The following is an 18783-nucleotide window of genomic DNA, read 5'->3' as shown; positions in this document are numbered from 1 at the left end:
GCGTGGTGCATATTCTAGCCGCAGCCGACGCGCCGGGCTGCGCTGATCGCGCCGGTCCGGGCCAATGGCCGCATGAAGTATCATAAGCAGGCCCCGCTCCCTGGTTCGACATGACCCGGCCCCACTCCGGTACCGCCCTCTCCGCCGTTGAAGATCCCGCCAGCCCGGGCTGCTCGCCGCTGCGCGACTGCCTGCACTGCTCGGTGCGTCATCTGGCCGTGTGCTCGGCGTTGTCGCCTGACGAAGTGCTGGCGCTGGAACGGGTGACCGTGTCGCAGCCGCTGGCGCTGGGCGCCACCCTGGCCCGCAGCGGTGAACCGCGCCTGCATGTCTATACCTTGACCGCCGGCGCACTGCGCCTGGTGCGGACACTGCCCGACGGCCGCCGCCAGATCAGCGGTTTCGTGCTGCCTGGCGATTACCTGGGGCTGAGCGGCAACGACCACCACCGCTACGACATCGAAGCCATCGCCGACAGCCGCGTCTGCCGGGTGGCGCTGCCGCAGATGAAGGAGCTGCGCGCCCGGTTCCCGCACCTGGAGCGCAAGCTGCTGCAGCGCGCCTGCCAGGAACTGGACGCTGCGCAGGACGCAGCCATGTCGCTGGCCCGCCTGCAGCCGGCGGAAAAGCTGGCCGATTTCCTGCTGCGCCTGGCCGCCCGCGAAGCCCGCCTGGGCGGCAACGGCCTGCGCGTGACCTTGCCCATGGGCCGCGGCGACATCGCCGACCACCTTGGCCTGACCATGGAAACGGTGAGCCGCACGTTCACCAAGCTGCGCCAGCAGGGCCTGATCGCCCTGCCCCACCTGAACACCGTCGAGATCCTCGACGAAGCCGCGCTGCACACGCTCTCCGGCGAGTAAAACGAACAGCAGCCGGGCAGAGCCCGGCGCTACGAGCAGGTTTCCGGCGAACGACCGGTAGCGCCGGGCTCTGCCCGGCTTGCATCAGCCACCATGACGGCGGAACGAACGGCCCCCCGTAGCGCCGGGCTCTGCCCGGCTCGAATCAGGCACCACGACGCCGGAACGAACGAAACGCCGTAGCGCCGGGCTCTGCCCGGCTCGAATCAGGCACCACGACGCCGGAACGAACGGAACCCCGTAGCGCCGGGCTCTGCCCGGCTAGCATCAGGCACCGTGACGCCGGAACGAATGGAACGCCGTAGCGCCGGGCTCTGCCCGGCTCGCATCAGGCACCATGACGCCGGAACGAACGGAACCCCGTAGCGCCGGGCTCTGCCCGGCTCGCATCAGGCACCACGCCGCCGGAACGAACGGAACCTCGTAGCGCCGGGCTCTGCCCGGCTTTCATCAGGCACCGTGACGTCGGAACGAACGGAACCCCGTAGCGCCGGGCTCTGCCCGGCTTGCATCAGGCACCATGACGTCGGAACGAATGGAACCCCGTAGCGCCGGGCTCTGCCCGGCTTTCATCAAGCACCGTGACGCCGGAACGAACGGAACGCCGTAGCGCCGGGCTCTGCCCGGCTTTCATCAGGCACCGTGACGCCGGAACGAACGAAACGCCGTAGCGCCGGGCTCTGCCCGGCTCGCATCAGGCACCACGACGCCGGAACGAACGGAACCCCGTAGCGCCGGGCTCTGCCCGGCTTGCACCAGGCACCATGACGCCGGAACGAACAGCAGCCGGGCAGAGCCCGGCGCTACGCGAGCAGCCGTTCGCGTAGCGCTGCGTATTCCGGCGCGCATGGCTGCGCATGCGCAGGCCGGTCCAGCAGCGCCGACAGCGACGGCGGCACGCCCAGCGTCTGGCCGATCAGCGGTTCCACCACCGACTCGAACTTGGCCGGGTGCGCCGTCGCCGCGACCGCCCAGTCGCCCTGCATGCCCTTGGCACGCAGCGCCTCCAGCACCGCTACGGCGGTGGCGGTATGCGGGCAGAACACTTCGCCGGCCTGTGCCCAGCGCCGCGCGATCACCTCACGGATAGCCGCATCGTCCACCGCCTCCACGTGCAGGTCCGCGCGCAACGCCGCATCGTCGTCGGCATACAGCCAGCGCAACCGTTCGAAGTTGCTCGGTGCGCCCACGTCCATCGCATTGGCCAGGGTGGCCACGCTGGTCGCCGGCTGGTACGCGCCGCCGTGGAAGAAGCGCGGCAGCACGTCGTTCGCATTGGTGGCCAGTGCGACCTGCCCCAGTGGCAGGCCCATCGCACGGGCCAGCAGCGCGGCCATGGCGTTGCCCAGGTTGCCGGTGGGAACCACCAGGTTCAGTACGTTGCCGGTGCGGGCGTGGTGTTCCAGCGCGGCGTGCGCGTAGTAACTCATCTGCGGCAACCAGCGCCCCAGGCTGATGCTGTTGGCCGAACTCAGCGGCACCCGGGCCTGCAACGCCCGGTCGCCCAGGGCCTGCTTCACCATCGCCTGGCAGTCATCAAACGAACCAGCCACGCGCAGCGTGTGGATGTTGTCGCCAAAGCACCCCAGCTGGTGCGCCTGGCGGGGCGACACACGCCCATCCGGGTACAGCACCACCACGCGGATGCCCGGTTGCCGGTGGAAGGCCGCCGCCACGGCCGCACCGGTATCCCCGGAGGTGGCCACCACGATCGTCAGCGGGTACTCGCGACCCTGCTGCAGCCGGGCCAGACTGGCGGCCAGGAAGCGCGCGCCGAAATCCTTGAACGCCGCGGTGGGGCCATGAAACAGCTCCAGCACATGGTCGCCGGGGGTGCTCAATGCCCGCAGCGGCGCGGGGAAATCAAAGGCATCCGCGCATAGCTGCGGCAGGTGCGGTGCCAGCGCATCGCCCTCGAAGTACGGGGCCAGCACCGCGGCGGCATCGCGCGCCAGCGAGCCCTGCGGCTGCCATGCCGACGCCTGCGGGCGCTGCGCGGGCACGTACAGGCCGCCGTCGGGGGCCAGCCCGGCGGCAATGGCCTGGCTGAGCGTGGCGGGCGGTGCGGTGTGACGGGTGGAAACAAAATTCATCGGTCATCCTGGAAGAAAGTAAGAAACACCGCACTCACAGCAACTGCGCGCCCGGCGCGTTCACCGGCGAGACCCAGCCCTGGCTGTCGAACCCGGCGGCGGCGAACGCCTGCTGCACCGCCTCCTGCGCAGCCAGCGCGGCGTCGCGCCGCTCGAACCAGGCGAATACGCTAGGCCCGGCACCGGAAATGCTGGCGCCCATCGCACCGGCCGCCAGCGCCGCTTCCCGCGCGGCATGAAAGCCGCCGATCAACCCCGCGCGGCGCGGCTCCACCAGCACGTCGCGCAGGCCGGCGCGCACCAGCGACGCATCGGCAGTGAAGCACCCGCTCAGCACCAGCGCCAGGTTGGCGCTCTGTTCGACGAATTCCCCCAGCGCGTAGCTGCCCTGCAGCGCCGCGCGCGCACGGCGGGTTTCCAGCACGGCCTCCGGATGCACCAGCAGGCTGTGCCAGTCGTCCGGCACGGGAATCGGCACCAGCCGCTCGGCCGTGCTCAAGACCAGCCCGCCCAGCAGCATCGGGCCCAGGTTGTCGCCGTGCCGTCCACCGCTGGCCACCGCCTCGCCTTCCAGCGCGAAGGGATAGAGCACCGCGCGCGGCAAGGGAGCGTCCAGTAGCGCATTGGCGGCCACCAGCGCGGCCACGCAGGACGCCGCCGACCCGCCCATGCCCGAGCCCAGCGCGATGCCCTTGTCGATCTCCACCTCGAACCCGAACGGCAAGGCCAGTGCATCGCGCAGCGCGATCAACGCCGCACCCGCAGTGTTGTCCGGCGCGTGCAGCGGCAGCGCGAACGGCGTCCCCCGTATGGCCGCGATGCGCACCTCCGGTGCCTCGATGCGGCGCACGGTGACCGTATCGCCGACGCCGGCGATGGCATGGCCGAGGATGTCGAAGCCCACCGCGACGTTGCCCACCGAGGCCGGCGAAAACGCACGCGCCGCGTTGCTGTCGCCACCGCTCACAGGCGCGCTCCTTCGCCCACCGCCACCCGCAGCACATCGGCGAACACGCCGGCGGCGGTCACTTCCGGACCCGCACCCGGGCCTTGCACCACCAACGGGTTGTCGCAGTAGCGGCGCGTGGTGAACTGCACCACGTTGTCGGTCAGGCGCAGGTTCGCGAACGCGTGCCCTGCCGGGAGCTCCACCAGCCCCACCTGCGCACCGTCCGGCGACAGCCGCGCCACGTAACGCAACACCGCGCCACGTGCCCGTGCCGCTGCCAGGCGCTCGGCGAAGGCGGCATCCACCGCATCCAGCCCGGCCATGAACTCTTCCACGCCGGCTTGGCGCAGTGCCTCGGGCACCAGGCTCTCCACCTGCACCTGCTCCAGGCTCAGTTCGCGCCCGGCCTCGCGCGCCAGGATCACCAGTTTGCGCGCCACATCCACGCCCGACAGGTCATCGCGCGGGTCCGGCTCGGTGTAGCCCATGCCACGGGCCTGCGCCACCAGCTGCGAGAATGGCACCTGGCCGTCGTACTTGTTGAACAGCCATGCCAGCGTGCCGGAGAAGATGCCGTCGATGGCCAGCACCTCATCACCGGTGTCGACCAGGTCGCGCAGCGTGGTGATCACCGGCAGGCCCGCCCCTACCGTGGCTTCGTAGCGGAAACGTGCGCCACTGGCGGCGGCCGCGTCGCGGATCGCCTGGTAGCGCGGCAGTGGGCCGGCGCCGGCCTGTTTGTTCGGGGTCACCACGTGGATGCCCGCCGCGAGCCACCCGGCGTAGCGGTCGGCCACATCGGCGCTGCCGCTGCAGTCGATGACCAGCGCATGTGGCAGGTGGGCCGACAGCAGGTGCTCGGTGAAAGCGTCCAGATCGGTGGGCTCGGACGACGCTGCCAGTGCGCCGCGCCAGTCGCCGTGCAGGCCGCGCTGATCACGCACCATGCGGCTGCGCGAGGCCACCGCACGCAGCCGCAGGTCGACGTTGGCCCGTCCCAGCAGCTGCGACTGCGCCGCCTGCAACTGGTCCAGCAGCGCCGCGCCGACGTTGCCCGGCCCGATCACGCCCACCGAGAAGGTCTGCGGTGACAGCCAGAACCCGGCATGGGCGGCGCGCAGCGCCTTGGTGGCATGCCGGCTGTCGACGGCGACCGAGATGTTGCGCTCGGACGAACCCTGCGCGATCGCCAGGATGTTGACCTGCGCCCGCCCCAGCGATTCGAACAGGCGCGCGGCCACGCCCGGCTGCCCGGCCATGCCATCCCCCACTGCTGCCAGCACGCTGACGTTGTCGGTGAGCTGCACGCGCTGCACCTGGCCCAGGCTGAGTTCATGGGCGAAGGCCTGCAGCAGTGCGTCGCGCGCACGCACCGCCTCGGCCTGTTTGACCACGCAGCAGATCGAATGCTCCGACGACCCCTGCGAGATCATCACCACCGACACGTGCGCGTTGCGCAGCGACGCGAACACCCGCTCGGCCGTACCCGGTACGCCGATCAGACCGGTGCCCTCCAGGTTCAGCACCGCCAGGTCCGGGCTCAGGGTCAGGCCCTTGATCGGCCCGGCAACGGTCCGTTCGGCGGTGATGCGCGTGCCCGGGTGCAGGGGGTTGAAGGTGTTGCGGATGATGATCGGCAGCCCGCGCTCGATCGCCGGCGACATCGTCTGCGGATGTACGACCTTCGCCCCGAAGTACGCCAGCTCGCAGGCCTCGTCGTAGCTGAGGGCATCCAGCTGCACGGCTTCCGGGACCACGCGCGGGTCTGCCGAGAGCACGCCATCGACGTCGGTCCAGATATGCAGTTCGTCGGCGTTGAACAGCGCCGCGAAGATCGCACCGGAATAGTCGCTGCCATTGCGGCCCAAGGTGGTGATGCGGTCGCGGCGGTCGCGGGCCACGAAGCCGGTGGCGACCACGCGCGACGACGGGTTCGCCTCACGCCAGCGTGCCAGACGCTGTGCGCTCTGCACCCAGTCCACGTCCACGCCCAGCTCGCCGCGATCCACCACCAGCACATCCCGTGCGTCCAGCACGGCGCATGCCTCACCCAGGCTCTGCAGGTACTGGCCCAGCAGCTGCGCCGAGTACACCTCGCCCAGCCCCTGCACCCGCTCCAGCACTTCCACGGGCAACTCGCCGATCACCGCCAGCGCGCCGAGCACTTCGGCAAGGTGGTCGAACCGGGCATCGAGCCACTCCACCGTCTGGCCGGCGTGTTCGCCCAGCAACGCCACTGCGGCACCGCGATGACGCGCACGCAGCGCGTGCCACGCGTCGCGCCAGTGGGGCGCATTGTCGGCGGCCAGACCGGCCACATCGATCAGCGCATCGGTGACGCCCTTCATGGCCGACACCACGGTCACCTGCACGGCTTCCCCGCGCGCCAGCAGCAGTTGGGCCACATGGCGGTAGCGCTCGGCATCGGCCACCGAGGTGCCGCCGAATTTATGCACGATGGTGGAGGTGGCGGCCCGCAGTTCGGGGGCAGCGGATTCAGCGGCAGCAGGCAGGACGGCGACGGATGACATGAAGACCTCGATTCGAGGCCCCGCATCGGGTCAGGTTGAAGGCGCTCCCCCGCAACCTGTTCCGGGTGCGGGGCCGTTGTTTTCGGAAATTACGCGAAGACGACGGGCCGCACCAGGCGAGTGGTGACGGTGGTAATGGTGGTGGTACCGGTGGTCTGCGCAGGCACGGCCCGACCGGCCGCGAGGGCGGCGGTGCAACGCTGGACGGTGGCGGCGGTAGAGACCATGGACCAAGAAAACTACGCCGGCGGGGGGCTTGTCAAGTGTTGCAGTGCAAAATGAAGCGGGCCGCGATCGGCCGGCATCGTCGGCAAAAAGGTTGCGAATGAGACCATGCAGCCCCACCAACGCGATCAGCCCACATGTTCGGCGATGGCACGCGGGGGTCGATGTGCATGGGCGCACATCAGCACCCCGGATACCAGGCATGCGATCGCCACCGTTTCCATCGCGGTCGGCCAGCGTTGCTGCCAGGCGAACCCATACAGCAGCGCGAACAGGGTCTCGAACACGATCATCTGGCCGGTCAGGGTGAGCGGCAGATTGCGGCTGGCCCGGTTCCAGCACGCGTTGCCCAGCACCGAGGCCACCACCGCCACCCCGGCACTGATCAGCCAGAACCAGCCCCAGTCCATCACAGTGTGGGATGCACTCGGCAACAGGAAGGCACTGGGCACCAGCAACAGCGACAGCGCGCCGGTCGCCACACCGGTCAGCAGCGACCAGTCGTGGCCGGACAGGTCCGGCCGGCGCGCCAGCCAGCGGCTGTTGCCGATGGAATACACCGCCCACGAAAACAGCGCGCCCACGGCGCACAGCAGGCCCAGCAGGCGACGCCCGGTGGAACCCTGCGCATGCTCGGCCTGCAACGCCTCGTAGCCCACCAACGCTACCCCGGCCAGACACAGCAGCAGCGCGGGGGCCAGCTTGCGCAAGGGCACGGCCCCCTTTTCGCGCACGCCCGCCAGCGTCACCACCACCGGAATCAGGCCCACGATCAGCGACGCCGCCGCGCCACCGGCCCACTGCACGGCATTGGCCAGCAGCACGAAATACACCAGGTTGCCGGCCAGGCTCAGCCACAGCAGGCCGCGCCATTCGGCCATGCCGATGCGCGTGCGCAGGTCGCGCCAACGCGGAGCCAGCAACACCACGGCGATCAGCCCGTAGACCAGATAACGACCGGCCGACAGCTGCACCGCACCGAACTGGCTCAGCATCGCCGGCGCCAGGAACACCACGCCCCACAGTGCGCCAGCGGCAATGCCGTTGGCGATGCCCACTCCCATCGATCGATTCATCTGCGCGCGTGCACCGCTGCCGGAAAGAGGGCGCCAGTGTAGGCATCGGCACGGCGTGGGTCTTGACCCAGGCTACTGCCGCTGTCGGCGCCGGTACTCGGCGGGGCTCATGCCCCATTCGCGGCGCAGTGCCCGGGTCAACGCACTCTGTTCGGAGTAGCCCGCGTGCTGGGCGATCTGCGCGATGGCCACGTCGGTGCTGGCCAACTGCCCACGTGCCCAGCGCAGACGGCAGCTGCTCAACCAGGCCTGCGGGCTGAGGCCGAACGCATGCCGGAACAACGCGTGCACCCGGCTGCCGCTGACCCCCACCTCCGCCGCGATACGCTCCACCGGCCAAGCCTCACCGGGCTGGCGTTCAATGCGCGCACATACCGCCTGCAGGCGCGTGGCACTGCCCGCCAGCGAAAAGGCCTGCAGCAGCAGCGGCATTTCACGCACAACCACCGCAGCGTCTATATTTTCCGACGTGGCCGCGCAGACCCGGCGCGCCATCGTGCGTACCGGCGTGGGCAGCGCCAGCACCGGATGCCGCGCCAGGCGCTCCAAGGTGTCGTCGTCCAGCAGCGCTGCCGGGCAATCCACGATCAGGAAGCGATCGTCCTGCAGCGCGCATTGCGCGTGCCCTGCCGACGGCGCCACGAAGGCACCCTGCCACACGTCCAGACGGGCACCGCGCCCCTCCAGCTCGAACACCAGCTCGCCCTGCAACGGCACCACCCATTGCGCGAAATCATGCCGGTCCACGCTGGACGTGCGGCCGTAGCGACGCAGGTTGAAGGCAGCGGTGGACATGGCCGAAGACATCGCGGAACCGGGGGAAGAAGCAGTCTGCGCGCCCCATCTGCCCTGTGCAACAAGGGCTGCGCGGGCCGGTGCTATAGTCGGGACCGTCCAGTCAGCAAGGAGTGCATGCCGTGACGTCCCCGTACCTTCCGCCTCTGCGGCCGCGCAGCCGGTTTCCGGCGCTGCTTGCCATCCTGGTTGCGGGTCTTCCCTTGACCACTGCCCACGCCGAATCCCCTGCCCCGTTGTCCGCCGCGCGCACTGCGCCCGGCCCGCACTGCATGGACGCCAAGGGCCTGCTGGAAATGAACCAGAGCAGCCCAGACAGCATCACCTTGCTCGACCGCACCCAGTCACCGTGGCGGCTGCGTTTCAGCGCTGCCTGCCCGGGACTGCTCGCCGCCGAGGACCCGCGTGTGGCCGCCGTCGACAGCTGGGTCTGCGGCACCGGCGATGAGCGGGTCATGACCGACGACAAAACCTGCACCATTTCCGCGGTGGAGCGCATCAGCCGCCGCGAATTCGCACAGCAGGCCAAGCAGAACGACGTAGCGCTTCCGGTCACGCTGGACGCGGTGAATGTGACCGAGCATCGGCGCTCCTTCCGCGGTTCACCGTCGTACTGCTTCAGCACCCGCCATGTGCGCGGCTGGAGCGACAGCGCGCAGGGCGTCACCGTGGAAACCAACCCGCGCTACTCCGGCGGCTACCGCCACTACGTCATCGAAGTGGCGCCGTCCTGCCGCGGGTTGGTGCATTCGCCGCAGCTGCGGTTCCATTCCGGGTTCAAGACCGGCGTGATCTGCGGCCACCCGGGCGACATGCTGGAAATAATTCCGACGGTGGACCCCATCCTGGACGCCATCGCCGAACGCGGCTACCTGCCCGAGCCGCCCATCAACCGTACCCAGGCCCGCTGCGAAATCCTTGCCGTGTACCCGGCTGCGCCGTGACCGGCCTGCTTCGGGTCACGTTGAGCGAACGGCCCTGGCTGCTGCCTCAGGTTGCGGCCTGGTACTTCCAGCAGTGGGGACACCACGTGCCCGGCAGGACGTTGGCAGACGAGTGCGAACGGCTGGAGGTGTTCCTGCAGCCTGACGCCCTGCCCATGCTGCTGGTTGCGATGCAGGATGATCACCCCGTCGCGGCGGCGCAGCTGAAGTTCCATGAACGCGCGGAGCGACCGGAACGTCTTCACTGGCTGGGGGGCGTCTACGTGGATGCGGCGCAACGCGGCAAAGGCATCGCCGAAGCACTGATCAACGACCTGATGGCACGTGCCGCCGCCGAAGGCGTGCGCGAGGTCTACCTGCAGACCGAAGCCGATGATGGCGGCCTGTACCGCCGGCTCGGTTGGGCGCCGCTGGAATCGATCCTGCATGCCGGCGGGTTTCCGGTGCGCATCATGGTCCGGCGGCTTGACCCGCCGTGATCAGCGCACGCGAAGGGGCTGCGGGGCTGGGCGATCGGCCAGCGACCCCAGCGTGAACGTGTAACCCGCCTCCTCCAGCAGCTTGCGCATACGCAGCTCGGCGCGCTTCGGGTATGCCAGCGACAGCGGGGCATGCAGCGCATAGGACGTGGATTTACCCGGCATCGTGTCGCGGGTCACCGACGACTGGTTTGTCTCACAGGCATTGGACCACAGGTCCGACAGCACCTTCGGTCCGATGGATTGATTGTTGCCAAGCCGAAGTGTCAGCCAACGCATGTGTTCCATAACAGATCCAGTCAGCCCTTTCGATCGAGTATGCACCAATTCCCTACCCCCCGTACGGCGGCGTTCGGCCGCCAGACGCAGACAGCCCCGGGCACGCCGGGGCTGTCTGCGCGGTGCACCGCGCGTGTTCATCCGGCACCGATCAAGGCGCCGTCATGCCCAGCGGTCAGTGCTTCATCGCATGCTTGCGGTCGCGCATCACCGCATGGCATTCCTGCACCTGCGGCAGCAGGCGCTGCACTTCCTGGCGCGCTGCCGGCGTGGTGTCGCTGTCGGTGAGGGTGTCCTTGAACGCCTTCAGCAGGCGATCCTCGGATTCTTCCAGTTCAGCCACATAACCGTACTGGGTATCGCCGAGGGTGGCGCGGACCTTGCCGTAGAACTGCTGCATCGACCCCACCACCGTGCCGTGGTCGGCCGGCTTGCCACCGGCGGCCAGAACGGTCGCGCTGAGCGAGCGGACGAGTTCGTCCTTCACCCCGGCGATGCGGGTGAACAGTGCAGACAGTTCGGCATCCTTCACCTTGCCCGCAGCTTCGGTGTAGAAGTCCTTGCCGTCGCGGGCGATTTCGATCAGGTCGTTCAAGGTGTGGGTGGTCTTGGTTTCGGTAGTCACTGGTGGTGCTCCTGTAATGTCGGGATGCCCGTTTTTGCGGGGTGCCCGTGCTTGGGTGGGTCCACTTTTCCGCATCGTAAATGAAGTCGGCGTGACACTGAAAACACGCGGTTCAGCGACGTATGCAACGCGAAATGCAGGTGTTGCCGTGGCGTGTTCAACGCGCGAGTGCGCCGTCACGACGACGCGCGGCGGCGCTTCACCCAGGCCATGCACTGCCCTGCAATCGCGGTGGCAAGCACCAGGCTGTTGGTCACGACGAAAACCCAGGAATGCAGAACGACGCTGTACGCGATGAACAGCACAGACGCGGTCATCTGGCCAATGAACAGCCACGTGGATACCGCCTGGGCATCGTCGGCGCGCCACTGCTTCCATATCTGCCGCCACAAGGTCGCCACCAGCACCGCCGTGGCCGCCCACCCCAGCAGATCAATGGCGGCCATCAGCATGCCCCAGCCGGTTTGATGCCCGTGGCACAGACGGCCAGACCGGACGATGCGGGTGTATCGCCGATGCTGCGCTCAAGGCGCTTGAGGAAATCGCTGAAGCCATGGCTTGCGCGCGCGTGCCGGCGGGCGCTGGTGACTACCTGGGGAGCCGCCAGCCGCGCCACGCGCGCACCGCTGCGCTGGATCGCATCGATGAGCGCGACGTCCTCACCGGTGGCCAGCGGCAGGAAGCCACCGCTGCTGCGGTATGCAGCCGCACTGAATCCCATGTTGGCGCCGTGCACGTGGTGATGGCCATCCTGTGCGCGCTCGCCTAGTAGGAACTGCTGCCGTACCGAGGGCGGGTAGTCCAGCCAATCGTCCACGCTCACTACCCCGCAGAAGGCGCCGGCCTCGCAGGCCACCTGTCGCCACAGCCAGTCGGCCGGCACGCGGCTGTCGGCATCGGTGCAGCCTATCCAGCGCGCGCCCAGCGACAGCGCGTGCTCGCTGGCCACTGCGCGGGCCACGCCGACACACCCCGCCTCCACCCGCACCGCGTGCACGCCGAAGCGCCGGCAGACGGCTGCGGTCGCATCGCTGCAGCGGTCCAGCGCCACCACGATCGCCACCGCCTCGCCCGCCAGCCCGGGATGCCGCGCGGCGGACTGCAGCGCCTGCAGGCACGGGCCGATCAGACGCTCCTCGTTATGCGCCGGGACGATCGCGGCGATCATCGCAGCCCCTCGTGCGCGGCGACCGAGCGGGTGTCGCGCGACCAGCCCTGCAGCAGCATGTCGTCATCGCTCCAGGAGAACGCCCGCGGCAGCAACGTGTCCAGCTGCGCGTGCACGAATTCCGCCGAGCACCGCGCCTGTGCGAAGTCGGGACGCCAATGGCAGGCCACCAGCACGCCCTGCGCGTCCAGCGAGGCGGCCAGCCGTGCCGCCATCGCCTGCATCGTCGGCGGGTCCAGGTAATAGCCCAGCTCGCTGAACACGATCAGGTCGAACGTGCCATCGGGCCACTGCCGCGGGTGCTCGGCGTGCTCGACCCGCACATGCGCATGTGCGGCAAGGGCGAGGCGCGCCGCGCTCACCGCCTGTTCGCTCAGGTCGGTGGCCAGCAACTGCGCGCAGCGCGGCGCGAGCGCGGCGGTAAGCACTCCGTTGGAGCATCCCAGCTCCCAGCCGCGCAGGTAGTGGGCACGTGGCAGGCTGGCCAGGGTCAGGGCACGCTTGCGCGCCTCATACCACCGGGTGCGGTACTCGAATGGATCGTCGTGCTGGTAGAGCGCGTCGAAATAGGCGGTCGTGTTCATCCAATCAACACCTCGTAGTCACGCTCGAAACGCTGCACCACCGAGGGCGGCAGGATGGGGTCGCACTCCAGTCCGTCGACTGCGCCGAGCTGGGTCGAAAACTGCGCGATGGCCGCGCGCTTGCGCTCCATCAGCGGGGCGCTCAGCGGGAACCGCGTCGCTGAGGCCCAGGCGCGCGGCGCATCCTGCGGATCCAGCCAATGCCAGCCCCAGACCGGATATTCGCGCAGCATGCAGCCCCGTGACGCTGCCGCGAGCGCGCAGGCACGGCCGACCGCTTCATGGTCCGGATGTGCATCTAGGCGCCACGGCCCCAGCACCAGGTCATCGGCGCGCAGCACCGTCAACAGATACATTGCCAGCGCTGCTTCGCTACCGGCCACGGCACCATCATCGATGTGCAAGGCGTGGCGCTCGCCGTCGGACACGCCCAGGCAGTCCAATGCCCGCGTGAGTTCCTGCTGGCGCGCGCGACGCAGCCGCTGCGGTGGCCACGCCGACTGACCGGGATAGCAGGCCTCACCATCGGTGACCGACATCACCACCACGGGCAGGCCCAACGCCTGGGTAGCGGCCATCAGCCCGCCGCAGGCAAGCACTTCGTCGTCCGGGTGCGGCGACACCACCACCAGCCGTGAGCGTCCGGCCAGCAGCGTTGCGACCTCGCACACCGGCACCGCATCCAGCCACCCGCACGCCTGCCACTGCGCCTCGCTGACGCCGCTGCCGGCGATGTGGCGCGCTACAACGTCCATGCCCGCCCCTCGCGATGGCAGTCCATGCCCAGTTGCTGCCAGTCGCGGTCGGCGTGACTCTGGCGGATGAACACGGTCAGGTCGCTCCAGCGCCGCGCGTGATCGGGGTCCATGCACATCGGCCCCGGCCCCAGCGCCCGGGCCACCAGGTCCAAGGTCTGCACGCAGCTGCGCTCCACCACGCTGCGCACCCTCACTACCTCGGTCATGTGGGCGTGTGTAGGGGCGGCGTCGATCAAGTCCGCCAACTCACGCAGCAGCGCCGCGCACGCGGCCAGGGTCATGTCGACCTGGCCCAGCAGCCCGGCCGCCACGCCCGGCTCGGCGGCCTTCGCGCTGCGTCGCAGTGGTTCGGCCAGCGCCGTCGCCGCGCCATACCAGCACGCGGCAATGCCCGCGCCACCGTGCCAGAAGCCCGGTCGTTGCAGGTAAGCATCGGCGGTGCCGACTTCCACGGCAGGCACCTGGTCAAAGTGCGCGGTGGCACTGGGAATCCGCCCCATCCCGGTGGCCGGCCAGTCCTGCACGTCGCACTGGATGCGTGCACCCCGTAGATCTGCACGGTACAGGCGGCATTGCCCATCTGTCCGCACCGTCACCAACGCGGTATCCACCCACCCTGCGCCCGAGCACCACGGCTTGGTGCCGGTCAGCGTACTGCGATGTGCGTCGAAGGCCAGCGTCGCCGCCGGGCCCTCGGCCGCCCATACCGCCGCCAGCTGCCCTGCGGCCAACGGTGGCGCCTGCAGCTCCTGCAGAATCGCCCCGGCGTCATGATGCGCTTCAAGCACCTTGGCCAGGCACAGGTCCCGCGCGCCGAGCTGCGCCAGTTGCCGCCAGCGCCCCAGCGTGTCGCCCGCCCCCGGCAGTGGCAGCACGGGATGGCTGGCCAGCCATGCATGTGCCTGCTGCATCAACGCGGGTACTTCCGCAGCGGGTACTGCGTTTTCCATCCTCGCGACCATGTCAGGGCGTCAGGATCACCTTGCGGCAATCCTCCTGCTTGCGGTCGAAGATCTCATAGCCTTTGGCCGCCTCTTCCAGCGGCATCCGATGGGTGACGATCACCCCCGGGTCCAGGTTGCCTTCGGCGATATGGTCGAGCAGCTCCGGCATCAATTTCTGTACGTGGGTCTGGCCCATTTTGAAGGTCAGCCCCTTGTCGAACGCATCGCCCAGCAGGAAGCCGTGTACGAAGCCGGCATAGACGCCGGGGATGCTCACCGTGCCACCGCGGCGCGTGGCCGCAATGCACTGGCGGATCGCCACGCCGCTGCTGCCTTCAACTTTCAGCGTGGTCAGTGCGGCTTCCAGCGCGCTGCCTTCGGCTTCAAAGCCCACCGCCTCAATGGTGGCGTCCACACCGCGCCCATTGGTCTGGGTGACGATGTACTCGGCGGGATCCTCGACCCGCGTGAAGTCGATCGGCGTCACCCCGTAGGTGCGTTGCGCGAAGTCGAGGCGGTACGCCAGATGGTCCACCATGAAGATCGTCTCCGCCCCCAGCAGGCGGCAGCACGCTGCGCTCATCAGGCCCACCGGCCCCGCGCCGAAAATCGCCACGGTGGACCCCGGCTTGACGCCGGCGTTGATCGCCGCCTGGTAGCCGGTGGGCAGGATGTCGGACAGGAACAGCACCTGCTCGTCGGACAGCCCGTCGGGAATCCGCAACGGACCCACATTGGCCTTGGGCACGCGCACGAACTCGGCCTGCCCACCCGACACGCCGCCATACAGGTGGCTGTAGCCGAACAGCGCCGCCGGCGGCCGGATACCCTTCTGGTTGATCGCCGCGCCCTTGCCACTGTTGGTGGTCTCGCACGCGGCGAACTCGGCAAGGCGGCAATGGAAGCACGCGCCGCAGGCAATCACGAACGGGATCACGACGCGGTCGCCCGGCCGAAGGTCGCTCACACCACTGCCGACCTCTTCGACAATGCCCATGAACTCATGGCCCAGCACATCGCCGCTGTGCAGGTCGGGGATCTTGCCGCGGTACAGGTGCAGGTCCGAGCCGCAGATGGCGGTGGCGGTCACCCGCAGGATCAGGTCGTCGGGGGCCGCGAGGACCGGATCAGGGACGGTGTCGACACGGACGTCCTTGCTGCCGTGGAAGGTCAAAGCGCGCATATGCTGCTCCAGTGAGGGATGCACCATTGCTACGCCGGGCTGCGTACCGGGGGGGTGACTCAACCGTGTGCGCCATGTTGAGAGGGAGCGACGGTACGTTCACCCGAGCGGCAGGATGCTCGAACTCCACACGCACAGGAGTCAGCGAATGAACACGCACACCCACCCACGCGGCACGACTGAAGACGATCAGCAGAAGGCGTTCACGCCGGACAAGGTCCGCAACGACGACGCCCGGTGGAAGGACAAGGACATGCCGGAACAGGACGACGGCAAGGTCACCCCGGCCGACTACGAGGCGCCCCCGTCGAAGGACTGAGGCAGGCCACCCGTCGTACTACTGCTGCCCAGGCGGTGAGGCGGGCGGCGCTTCCACCGGCGGCGCTGCAGGGGTCGGATCGCCTTCAGGCGGCGCTTCCAGCGGCGGTGACTGTGCGGGCGGATCGCCCTGGGGTGGCGCTTCGGTCGGCGGCTCCTGCACCGGTGGTTCAGGGCTGACCGGTACTTCCACGGGTGGCGCAACAGGCTGCCCCGGCGTGGGCGTGGGCGTGGCGGGCGCGCCGGATGGCGGCAGCGGCGATGCGTTGTTCATCGGGTGGCTCCAGCGGGTTTGATGCCACAGCCTCGCTGGTGGCGCGTAAACACCCGGCGACGGCACCGTGTACGTATCGGCACGGCCGCGATGGGTGCAGGACCACGCTGGACGCTATCCTGTGCGGCATCTCCGCCGTGTGGACCGTGCGTATGGCTGTTTCGAAGTGGATGTCGGCGTTTCCCCTTTGCCTGCTGCTCGCCGCGGGTGCGCAGGCCGCAGCGCCCGCCGACGGCGTGCGCCAGGTGCCCCGCTTCGCGCTACCGGTCTCGCCGTATCTCAGCCCACAGGCGCAGGACAGCGTGCGCAGCGCGGTGATTCATGGCGATCCCACTGCCAAGCTGGACAATGCCGCCGTGCTCGCGCAGCTGGACAGCATCCGCAAGGGAACGGATCAATGGGCGTATGGCGAGATCGCCGAACTTCGCAAGCGATTCGCGGTGGAGCTGCATCACGAAACCTGGGGCGGTGTTCCCGTGGTGCGCGTGCAACCGCGCAGCGCACCGGCGGATCCTGCCCGACAGCGCCTGCTGATCGAACTGCACGGCGGCGCCTTTGTATTCGGCCGCGCCGACAGCCTGGGCCTGCTCGAGGCGATCCCGGTGGCGGCGATGACGGGCATGACCGTGCTTGCCGTGGAGTATCGCCAGGGCCCCGAGCACCGCTTCCCGGCGGCCAGCGAAGATGTCGCGGCGGTGTATCGGGCGGCATTGGCACGGATGCCCGCCGCGCATATCGGCATCTTCGGCTGCTCGGCCGGTGGCGTGCTCACCGGCGAATCCCTGGCCTGGTTCGCCAAGGAGAAACTGCCGATGCCCGGTGCTGCCGGCCTGTTCTGCGCGGGCGGCGATGCGCGCTACGGCGGCGACTCGCGCTACGTCATGGCCGCGATCAACGACGCGCTGTTGCCCCACGCCGACGGCACCCTGCCGATCATGGAAGACCTGTACTACGGGAACGTCGACTTCCGCGACCCGTTGGTGTCCCCGGTCTTTTCCGAAGCGCTGCTGGCGCAGTTTCCGCCCACGTTGTTCATCACCGGCACCCGCGCGGCGGAGCTGAGCAATGTGTCCTACATGCACAGCCGGCTGGTGGACCTGGAGCGCGTGTCGGACCTGCACGTGTGGGAGGGGCTGGGACATGCGTTCCATCTGGATGCCAAGCTGCCGGAGAGCCAGCAGGCGTATCGGGTGATGGCGAGGTTTTTTGCACGGCACCTGGGGACGGCGTTGCCCGCCGATCAACCCGGTCCCGCAGCGGCAGCCGCTAGATAGTCACCAGAACAATGGGCGACGACTTTTCGCGCGCCACGCAATACCGGCTCAGCGTCTGCCTGTGCGATACCACGTAAAAACCCCTCGCTGGCCGACAGCGGGACAACGTGAGCCGCGTTCCGCCCTCCACCCGACATTAACCAGAGCTACACCGGCGCCGTACATCTGCACTGGTGTACTTGCTCCCACTCCTTCCGCAAGACGACGGATCAATCAACGATGTCCTCCACAGGTGTCTTCCATCTGATTGAAGTGGCTGGCGATCGGGAGCTGTACAGCGATCGCGCAGCGCGTGTCACTTCCGTAACCGCGTCCTGCCTCAAGTGCAACCACCGGTTCATTGCGGCTGACGAATCAACACTTCTCGCGGTGCCGGGCGGCATCGCGATGTGTTGCCCAGGCTGCAAGGCGAGACAGGCAATCAGCTGCGTGGTGTTTGACGACTTTTTGCGCAGGCGCGAATAGGCTTTTCCAGCGCTTTCAGGGCGAATTCGGCGACGGGGACGCCTCTGCTGCTGTGCCTCAAGGCGCAGACCGTCCTGATGCCGAATCACCCAAAGCTCCAGATCGATCACGCCCTGCTCATAGCGGGTGCGTGCCCCGCCCTTCAGCCTGTCGGATGGAAGATACCCGGCCCCATACCCACCACGCGTGATCGTCAACGCGCAGGCAAAGCCGTAGCACATCAACCGTTGCAACACAGCAGCGCATGCGCCAGCGCGTCGGGCCCGCTGGCCAGTGATCGCCATCGAACGTCAGGAGGGAGCATGCGCACAGGATACGGGCGGGCTTTCGGATTCCGCGACTGGCCGTAACCGGTCCGCCCTACAGGCGGTTGGGGTGGGGGACGCCGCCACACTCGGCGGCGTCCCCGGAACGACTTACTGGCAGACGTACTCGCGTGCCAACTCGATAAAGTCCACATCGAGCTCTTCGTACTGGATCTTGACGGTTTCCATACTGGTCGATGTGACCACAGCCCGCGCGCCGACGTTGCACGCGGCCGGCAGTCCGCCGGCGTAGGCTTGCCCGTTGATCGCATAGGCCAGGCCGTAGCAGGCCGAGCCAACCTGGTTCGGATTGACCCCGCAGGAGTTGACCTGCTCGTTGGACAGTCCGCTGGAGGCACTGTGGTTGGCCGTCCAGCCGCTCGCCGCATCGTTGGCACAGCTACCCGGGTAATCCTGGATCGGCGTAGCGCCGGCGTTGCAGGTGTGCTCGGCGAAGCTGCCGAAGAAACTAAACTTGAGGTACGCAGTGCGGCCGCTATCGACCCATTGCGCGGCGGCAGCGTTTTGGGCGAAGGCGGACAGGCCGAGCAGGCACAGCGCAGCTGACGCGAGAGGTTTAAATCCTTTCAACATGACTATCGTCCTCGGAATTGGCGTAGTGCACGCATCGTGCGTGCCGGCGGAGTTTAT

20 protein-coding genes are annotated in these 18783 nt (G+C 68.5%); 5 read left to right on the top strand and 15 right to left on the bottom strand.

Annotated features, from left to right (window positions below; all coding sequences use genetic code 11):
- The first annotated feature begins 110 nt into the window (after nt 1-110).
- Nucleotides 111-863 (top strand): Crp/Fnr family transcriptional regulator, encoded by a 753-nt coding sequence (locus ABIA71_RS02535; RefSeq protein ID WP_354282840.1) that lies wholly within the window; start codon nt 111-113, stop codon nt 861-863.
- Nucleotides 864-1666: 803 nt separating this feature from the next.
- On the opposite strand, the gene thrC is transcribed toward ABIA71_RS02535, so the two are convergent.
- The 5 genes from thrC to ABIA71_RS02510 form a co-directional block, all read right to left on the bottom strand.
- The gene (thrC, locus tag ABIA71_RS02530; protein WP_354282838.1) at nt 1667-2956 is read right to left on the bottom strand and encodes a threonine synthase; all 1290 of its coding nucleotides are present in this window, start codon (nt 2954-2956) and stop codon (nt 1667-1669) included.
- 34 nt (nt 2957-2990) lie between these two features.
- The gene (locus tag ABIA71_RS02525; RefSeq protein ID WP_354282836.1) at nt 2991-3923 is read right to left on the bottom strand and encodes a homoserine kinase; all 933 of its coding nucleotides are present in this window, start codon (nt 3921-3923) and stop codon (nt 2991-2993) included.
- A complete protein-coding gene (gene thrA, locus ABIA71_RS02520) occupies nt 3920-6436 on the bottom strand; it encodes a bifunctional aspartate kinase/homoserine dehydrogenase I (RefSeq protein ID WP_354282834.1) in 2517 nt (838 codons plus the stop codon). The genes ABIA71_RS02525 and thrA overlap by 4 nt, the downstream gene beginning before the upstream one ends.
- 353 nt (nt 6437-6789) lie before the next feature.
- Nucleotides 6790-7737, bottom strand: coding sequence for a DMT family transporter (locus ABIA71_RS02515; protein ID WP_354282832.1), 948 nt, complete (start codon nt 7735-7737; stop codon nt 6790-6792).
- Nucleotides 7738-7809: 72 nt separating this feature from the next.
- The gene (locus tag ABIA71_RS02510) at nt 7810-8532 is read right to left on the bottom strand and encodes a helix-turn-helix transcriptional regulator (protein ID WP_354282830.1); all 723 of its coding nucleotides are present in this window, start codon (nt 8530-8532) and stop codon (nt 7810-7812) included.
- A gap of 203 nt (nt 8533-8735) precedes the next feature.
- Here ABIA71_RS02510 and ABIA71_RS02505 point away from each other — a divergent pair, with 203 nt between their 5' ends.
- Both ABIA71_RS02505 and ABIA71_RS02500 read left to right on the top strand, forming a co-directional pair.
- Entirely contained in the window at nt 8736-9476 is a 741-nt protein-coding gene (locus tag ABIA71_RS02505) for a hypothetical protein (protein ID WP_354282828.1), read from the top strand.
- Entirely contained in the window at nt 9473-9955 is a 483-nt protein-coding gene (locus tag ABIA71_RS02500) for a GNAT family N-acetyltransferase (protein WP_354282826.1), read from the top strand. Before ABIA71_RS02505 ends, ABIA71_RS02500 begins: the two co-directional genes overlap by 4 nt.
- Here ABIA71_RS02500 and ABIA71_RS02495 read toward each other — a convergent pair whose 3' ends face one another.
- From ABIA71_RS02495 to ABIA71_RS02460, 8 genes are all read right to left on the bottom strand, one after another.
- Nucleotides 9956-10243 carry a hypothetical protein gene (locus ABIA71_RS02495; RefSeq protein WP_038688668.1) on the bottom strand — a complete coding sequence of 96 codons (288 nt, stop codon included), beginning with the start codon at nt 10241-10243 and terminating at the stop codon, nt 9956-9958.
- A 166-nt stretch (nt 10244-10409) separates the two neighbouring features.
- On the bottom strand, nt 10410-10859 hold the full coding sequence (locus ABIA71_RS02490) for a PA2169 family four-helix-bundle protein (protein WP_128097293.1): 450 nt from the start codon (nt 10857-10859) through the stop codon (nt 10410-10412).
- A 176-nt stretch (nt 10860-11035) separates the two neighbouring features.
- The gene (locus tag ABIA71_RS02485; protein ID WP_354282921.1) at nt 11036-11305 is read right to left on the bottom strand and encodes a PQ-loop domain-containing transporter; all 270 of its coding nucleotides are present in this window, start codon (nt 11303-11305) and stop codon (nt 11036-11038) included.
- On the bottom strand, nt 11305-12027 hold the full coding sequence (locus tag ABIA71_RS02480) for a glycosyltransferase family 2 protein (protein ID WP_354282823.1): 723 nt from the start codon (nt 12025-12027) through the stop codon (nt 11305-11307). The genes ABIA71_RS02485 and ABIA71_RS02480 overlap by 1 nt, the downstream gene beginning before the upstream one ends.
- Complete coding sequence (locus ABIA71_RS02475) at nt 12024-12611, bottom strand: methyltransferase domain-containing protein (RefSeq protein WP_354282821.1); 588 nt, start codon at nt 12609-12611, stop codon at nt 12024-12026. The genes ABIA71_RS02480 and ABIA71_RS02475 overlap by 4 nt, the downstream gene beginning before the upstream one ends.
- Complete coding sequence (locus tag ABIA71_RS02470; RefSeq protein WP_354282819.1) at nt 12608-13366, bottom strand: PIG-L deacetylase family protein; 759 nt, start codon at nt 13364-13366, stop codon at nt 12608-12610. The genes ABIA71_RS02475 and ABIA71_RS02470 overlap by 4 nt, the downstream gene beginning before the upstream one ends.
- Nucleotides 13354-14319, bottom strand: a complete 966-nt coding sequence (locus ABIA71_RS02465; RefSeq protein ID WP_354282817.1) for an acyl-CoA dehydrogenase family protein — start codon at nt 14317-14319, stop codon at nt 13354-13356. Before ABIA71_RS02465 ends, ABIA71_RS02470 begins: the two co-directional genes overlap by 13 nt.
- Nucleotides 14320-14332: 13 nt before the next feature.
- On the bottom strand, nt 14333-15496 hold the full coding sequence (locus tag ABIA71_RS02460) for a zinc-dependent alcohol dehydrogenase (protein ID WP_354282815.1): 1164 nt from the start codon (nt 15494-15496) through the stop codon (nt 14333-14335).
- 148 nt (nt 15497-15644) lie between these two features.
- Here ABIA71_RS02460 and ABIA71_RS02455 point away from each other — a divergent pair, with 148 nt between their 5' ends.
- Nucleotides 15645-15815 (top strand): hypothetical protein, encoded by a 171-nt coding sequence (locus ABIA71_RS02455; RefSeq protein WP_354282813.1) that lies wholly within the window; start codon nt 15645-15647, stop codon nt 15813-15815.
- An 18-nt stretch (nt 15816-15833) separates the two neighbouring features.
- Here the strand turns inward: ABIA71_RS02455 and ABIA71_RS02450 are convergent, their stop codons facing one another.
- Nucleotides 15834-16088, bottom strand: a complete 255-nt coding sequence (locus ABIA71_RS02450; RefSeq protein ID WP_354282811.1) for a hypothetical protein — start codon at nt 16086-16088, stop codon at nt 15834-15836.
- A gap of 170 nt (nt 16089-16258) precedes the next feature.
- Here ABIA71_RS02450 and ABIA71_RS02445 point away from each other — a divergent pair, with 170 nt between their 5' ends.
- Nucleotides 16259-17362: an alpha/beta hydrolase fold domain-containing protein gene (locus tag ABIA71_RS02445; RefSeq protein ID WP_354282919.1), complete on the top strand. Its 1104-nt coding sequence runs from the start codon at nt 16259-16261 to the stop codon at nt 17360-17362.
- Between the two features lie 881 nt (nt 17363-18243).
- Here the strand turns inward: ABIA71_RS02445 and ABIA71_RS02440 are convergent.
- Nucleotides 18244-18726 carry a hypothetical protein gene (locus tag ABIA71_RS02440; protein ID WP_354282809.1) on the bottom strand — a complete coding sequence of 161 codons (483 nt, stop codon included), beginning with the start codon at nt 18724-18726 and terminating at the stop codon, nt 18244-18246.
- Nucleotides 18727-18783 lie beyond the last annotated feature (57 nt).

It is taken from the genome of Stenotrophomonas sp. 2619 (assembly GCF_040548725.1).
Classification (GTDB): domain Bacteria; phylum Pseudomonadota; class Gammaproteobacteria; order Xanthomonadales; family Xanthomonadaceae; genus Stenotrophomonas; species Stenotrophomonas maltophilia_AP.
Note: the sequence above shows the minus strand (reverse complement) of the source record. Positions and strands in the feature narration are given on the sequence as shown.